This window comes from Rhizobacter sp. P1_G5, assembly GCF_056405435.1.
Window position 1 is genome coordinate 1 of record NZ_JBFUCB010000477.1, and the last position, 4793, is coordinate 4793.

Here is a 4793-nt window from a genome sequence, read left to right on the forward strand (position 1 = left end):
CGGCAGCACCGGCCGCCGTGGTGCGAGCGGCTCCGGCACGCGCCGGCACCGCCGTGACGCGCGGCGTGCAGACCGGCGACCCGTTCGGCAACCGGCCGACCAGCCCGCTGATCAAGGTGTCGTCCGGCGAGCGCGGCATTGCCGGACGCATCGGGCGGTTGTTCGGGGTGTTCAAGTCGTCGGGCTGAGGGCAAGAGCGGCTACATTGCCAGCCCTATGCCCGTCTCCTCCGACACGCTGCTCGGCGACCTGCTGAAGCGCGTCTCCCGTTCGTTCTACCTGAGCCTGCGCATGCTGCCGCCGGGCCTGCGCGCGCCGGTCAGCCTGGCCTACCTGTTGGCCCGCGCGGCCGATACCCTCGCCGATACGCCCGGGCGCCCGGCATCGCAGCGGCTCGCGCAGTTGCTGTCGTGGCGCGAGCAGGTGGCCGGTACCTCGCCCACGCAGCCGATCGACGCCGGCATCCCGGCCGACGCCGGTGAGGCCGCGCTGATGGCCGCGCTGCCCGAGGCGCTGGACCTGCTGCAGCGCCAGCAGCCCGCCGACATCGCCGACATCCGCCGCGTCGTCACGACGCTGACCGACGGCATGTGCTTCGACCTGCAGCACTTCGAACACGGCCGTGCCGGTGCGCCGGTGCCGCTGCAGACCCGCGCCGAGCTGGATCGCTACACCTGGCTGGTGGCCGGCTGCGTCGGCGAGTTCTGGACCGACATCGCGATGCGCCACCGGCCCGAGCTGCAGGCGTGGCCGCGCGACGCGAGGGTCGCGCAGGGCATCGCCTACGGCCAGGCGCTGCAGCTGACGAACGTGCTGCGCGACGCCGCCGAAGACCTCGCGAACGGCCGCTGCTACCTGCCGGCCGAACTGCTCGCGACCCACGGCCTGCAGGTCGGCGACCTGCTCGATCCGGCGCGCCGCGCAGCAGCCCGGCCGCTGCTGCTGGCGCTGAGCGCGCAGGCGCTGGCCGGCTACCGCGCAGGCGCCGCCTACGTGCTGCAGATTCCCGCGGGCAGCCTGCGCCTGCGGCTCGCGTCGCTGTGGCCGCTGATGCTCGGGCTCGCGTCGATCGAGCTGCTGCTCGCCGCACCGGGCTGGCTCGATCCGTCACGGCGCATCAAGGTGACGCGCGGCGCGGTCTACCGGATGCTGCTGCGCTCAGTGCCGACCGCGCTGTCGACCGCTGCACTGCGGCGCTGGACCGATGCAGCGCTTGCGCGCGTCGAGGCAGCCTGCCGCGCCTGATCCCTTCAACCCACCCGACGAGACGCCCGATGAACCGATCGCGATGGATGACGACCCTGGCCGTGGCCCTGGGCTGGATGGCGGCCGCGGCATCCGCCGCCGAACCGGTGCCGCCGTTCACCGGCCGGCACCACCCCTTCACGCCGACCAGCGGCAAGGTCGTCGGCGTCTACGTGCCGAACTGGCAGCCGCAGGACCTGCTCGACCGCGTGCCGCCCGGCAACCTGACGCACCTGCTCTACGCCTTCCTGCACCTGTGCGGCCCCGGCCAGCTGCCGCAGGACGCCGCGGCCTGCGAGGGCAAGGCCGATTTCCAGCTCGCCACCTCGACGCGTGACGACGAGTTCGATGCCGTCTTCGCCCGCTTCAAGCAGCGTGCGCCGCACGCCAAGGTGCTGGCCTCGGTGGGCGGCTGGGGCGGCTCGGACCCGTTCTTCCACCTCGTGAACGACCCGGCGCGGCGCGCGGTGTTCGCCGCCTCGGTCACGCAGTTCCTGCAGACCCACCCGGCCTTCGACGGCATCGACATCGACTGGGAGCACCCGACCTCGAACGGCAGCGCCAATGGCGTCGCGCTGGGCACGCCGGCCGACGGGCAGGGCTATGCGGACCTGATGGTCGACCTGCGCCGCGCGCTCGATGCACTCTCCGCGCAGACCGGCCGCCGCTACCTGCTGACTGCCGCCATCAACACCACCGAATCGCTCGCGACGAAGGTCAACCACGCCGCTGCGGCGAAGGTGATGGACCTCGTCTTCATGATGACCTACGACTTTGCCGGCGGCTGGACGCCGCTGGCCGGCCACCACGCGCCGCTCGCGAGCCCGACGCTGGACACCAACGACAGCCTCGAAGGCGCCGTGCGCGTGATGACGAAGGCGGGCGTGCCGGCGCACAAGCTGGTGGCCGGCGTCGCGATGTACGGCCGCGGCTTCGCGGGCGTGAAGGGCCCGGGGCCGAACGGCTTCAACGGGGTGCCGCGTACCGGCGTGTTCCCCGGCAAGGAAGGCGACATCACCTACCGCGAGCTGGCCGGCGGCTGGCTGGGACCGAAGGGCACCGGCACGCAGGGCTGGAGAACGGTGTACGACCGCATCACGCAGTCGTACACGCTGTGGAATGCGCGTGAGCAGCAGATGATCGGCTACGACGACCCGCGCAGCGTGCGGCGCAAGGGCCGCTTCGCGGTCGCGCACGGGCTGGCGGGCGTCTTCGCGTGGGAGCTGTCGCAGGACAACGGCGACATCCTGAACGCGATGAACCTCGGGGTCGGGCAGACCCCGGGTCCTGCTCAGGCCAAGCCGCTCAAACGGCCATGATCGACACGCTCTTCGTCACCAGGTAGGCCTCCATCGCCTCCGGGCCGCCTTCGGTGCCGTAGCCCGAGTCCTTGACGCCGCCGAACGGCATCTCGGCCACCGGCGCGGCCGGCTGGTTGACCCACAGCATGCCGACCTCCAGGCGTTGCGACAGCAGGTGCGCGTTCTTGATCGAGCGCGTGAAGGCGTAGCTGGCCAGCCCGAACGGCAGGCGGTTGGCTTCGGCGATCGCCTCGTCCAGCGTGTCGAAGCCGCGCACCGCGGCCACCGGGCCGAACGGTTCGTTGTTGAACACGTCGGCGTCGAGCGGCACGTCGGTCAGCACCGTCGGCGCGAAGAAGTTGCCGCTGCTGCCGACGCGTTCGCCGCCGGTCGCCACCGTCGCGMCGCGCTTGCGGGCGTCGTCGACCACCTTGGCCATCGCGCCCAGGCGGCGCGCATTGGCCAGCGGGCCGAGCGTCGTGCCTTCGGCCAGGCCGTCGCCCAGCTTCAGCTTCTGGGCGTGCGCCACCAGCGCCTGCGAGAACTCCGCCTTCAGGCTGTTGTGCACCAGGAAGCGCGTCGGCGAGATGCAGACCTGGCCGGCATTGCGGAACTTCGCACCGCCGGCGGCCTTGACCGCGAGCGCGACATCGGCGTCGTCGGCAACGATCACCGGCGCGTGGCCGCCCAGCTCCATCGTCACGCGCTTCATGTGGCGGCCGGCCAGCGCGGCCAGCTCCTTGCCGATCGGCGTCGAGCCGGTGAAGGTGACCTTGCGGATGACCGGGTGCGGGATCAGGTAGGCCGAGATCTCGGCCGGGTTGCCGAACACCAGGCCGAGCACGCCGGCCGGGATGCCGGCATCGACGAAGGTGGCCAGCAGCGCGGCCGGCGAAGCCGGGGTTTCTTCGGGCGCCTTCACGAGGAACGAGCAGCCGCTCGCCAGCGCCGCACCGAGCTTGCGCACGATCTGGTTGATCGGGAAGTTCCACGGCGTGAAGGCCGCGACCGGGCCGACCGGTTCCTTCAGCACCAGCTGCTGCGCGGCCAGGTTGCGCGACGGCACGATGCGGCCGTACACGCGGCGGCCTTCGTCGGCGAACCAGTCGATGATGTCGGCGCCGGCCAGCACCTCGACGCGCGCCTCGGCCAGCGGCTTGCCCTGCTCCTGCGTCATCAGGCGGGCGATGCCGTCGGCGCGTTCGCGCAGCAGCGCGGCGGCGCGGCGCATCAGGTTGCCGCGCTCGTGCGCGGGCGTTGCKCGCCAGGTCTCGAAGCCGCGCTGCGCGGCGGCCAGCGCGCGGTCGAGGTCGGCCGTCGATGCATGCGCGACCTTGCCGATCGGCGCACCGGTGGCGGGGTTCAGCACGTCCAGCGTCTTGCCGCCGGCGGCGTCGACCCATTGGTTGTCGATCAGCAGGCGGGTGTCGGGGTAGGTGGTGTCGCTCATGGGCTTTCGCGTAGTCGTCGAAGCGGGGAAGGGCGCCATTGTCGGCCTTCCTCCAAGCCCCTTGCCGCACGCGGCCCTTCAGGCGGACTGGATCACGCCATGCGCCGAGGCAGGCGTCGATGCCGGTGCCTTCGGCCGGCAGTTGCGCTTCTTCTCGAGCCAGTAGACGACGTTGCCGGTCACGACGATGCTGCCGGAGATCACGGTGGAGGCGGCCAGCACGGCGGCGTGGCCCACCAGCTGGGTGATGCAGTCATTGGTGCTGCATGAGCGGCCGGCATTGACGTCGGCCACGTCGAGCACCATCTGGCGCGCCATGACCTGGCATTCCTCGTCGTAGACGTGGATGGTGCGCGGGTAGGCGCAGCCGAACGACGCGGTGGCGGCCGTCACCGCGATGAACAGCGTGCGAAACCGTGGCAGGCAAGGGGTGGTGTGGGGCATCGGGTGGCCTCGTCGGGGGGTCATCGATTCTGTCGTGTGCCGGGCACGCGTTTGTCGCCGGTGGGGCGGTTCATATGTCCATATACTGTATGAAAGCACAGTATTCATCCCGCGATGCTCCCCCCCTATGCCGAGCTGCACTGCCGCAGCAACTTCAGCTTCCTCACCGGGGCCTCGCACCCCGAGGAACTGGTGAACCGCGCCGCCGACCTCGGCTACGCGGCGCTCGCGATCACCGACGAGTGCTCGCTGTCCGGCGTGGTGCGCGCGCACGTCGAGGCACGGCGCCGCCAGTTGCACCTGATCATCGGCAGCGAGATGCAGCTCACCTTGCCGGCGGGCGACCCGCATGC

Annotated in this window: 6 protein-coding genes; 4 read left to right on the plus strand and 2 right to left on the minus strand. The window is 71.4% G+C overall.

Going from position 1 to position 4793, the window contains the following annotated elements; all coding sequences use genetic code 11:
- The 3 genes from AC1D12_RS24920 to AC1D12_RS24930 form a co-directional block, all read left to right on the plus strand.
- On the plus strand, window positions 1–188 hold a 188-nt coding region (locus tag AC1D12_RS24920; protein ID WP_477843554.1), incomplete at its 5' end, for a hypothetical protein.
- Window positions 189–216: 28 nt separating this feature from the next.
- Window positions 217–1245 carry a phytoene/squalene synthase family protein gene (locus tag AC1D12_RS24925; RefSeq protein ID WP_477843556.1) on the plus strand — a complete coding sequence of 343 codons (1029 nt, stop codon included), beginning with the start codon at window positions 217–219 and terminating at the stop codon, window positions 1243–1245.
- Window positions 1246–1274: 29 nt separating this feature from the next.
- A complete protein-coding gene (locus AC1D12_RS24930) occupies window positions 1275–2564 on the plus strand; it encodes a glycoside hydrolase family 18 protein (protein WP_477843558.1) in 1290 nt (429 codons plus the stop codon).
- Here AC1D12_RS24930 and AC1D12_RS24935 read toward each other — a convergent pair.
- Window positions 2551–3996, minus strand: a complete 1446-nt coding sequence (locus tag AC1D12_RS24935) for an NAD-dependent succinate-semialdehyde dehydrogenase (protein ID WP_477843560.1) — start codon at window positions 3994–3996, stop codon at window positions 2551–2553. The genes AC1D12_RS24930 and AC1D12_RS24935 overlap by 14 nt on opposite strands.
- A 78-nt stretch (window positions 3997–4074) precedes the next feature.
- Window positions 4075–4440, minus strand: a complete 366-nt coding sequence (locus AC1D12_RS24940) for a hypothetical protein (RefSeq protein ID WP_052211236.1) — start codon at window positions 4438–4440, stop codon at window positions 4075–4077.
- 114 nt (window positions 4441–4554) lie between these two features.
- Here AC1D12_RS24940 and AC1D12_RS24945 point away from each other — a divergent pair.
- The coding region (locus AC1D12_RS24945; RefSeq protein ID WP_477843562.1) for a PHP domain-containing protein at window positions 4555–4793 on the plus strand (239 nt) is incomplete at its 3' end.

Coding starts and splice junctions, on each gene's coding strand:
- AC1D12_RS24925 (WP_477843556.1), top strand. CDS start 217: ATGCCCGTCTCCTCCGACACGCTGCTCGGCGACCTGCTGAAGCGCGTC.
- AC1D12_RS24930 (WP_477843558.1), top strand. CDS start 1,275: ATGAACCGATCGCGATGGATGACGACCCTGGCCGTGGCCCTGGGCTGG.
- AC1D12_RS24940 (WP_052211236.1), bottom strand. CDS start 4,440: ATGCCCCACACCACCCCTTGCCTGCCACGGTTTCGCACGCTGTTCATC.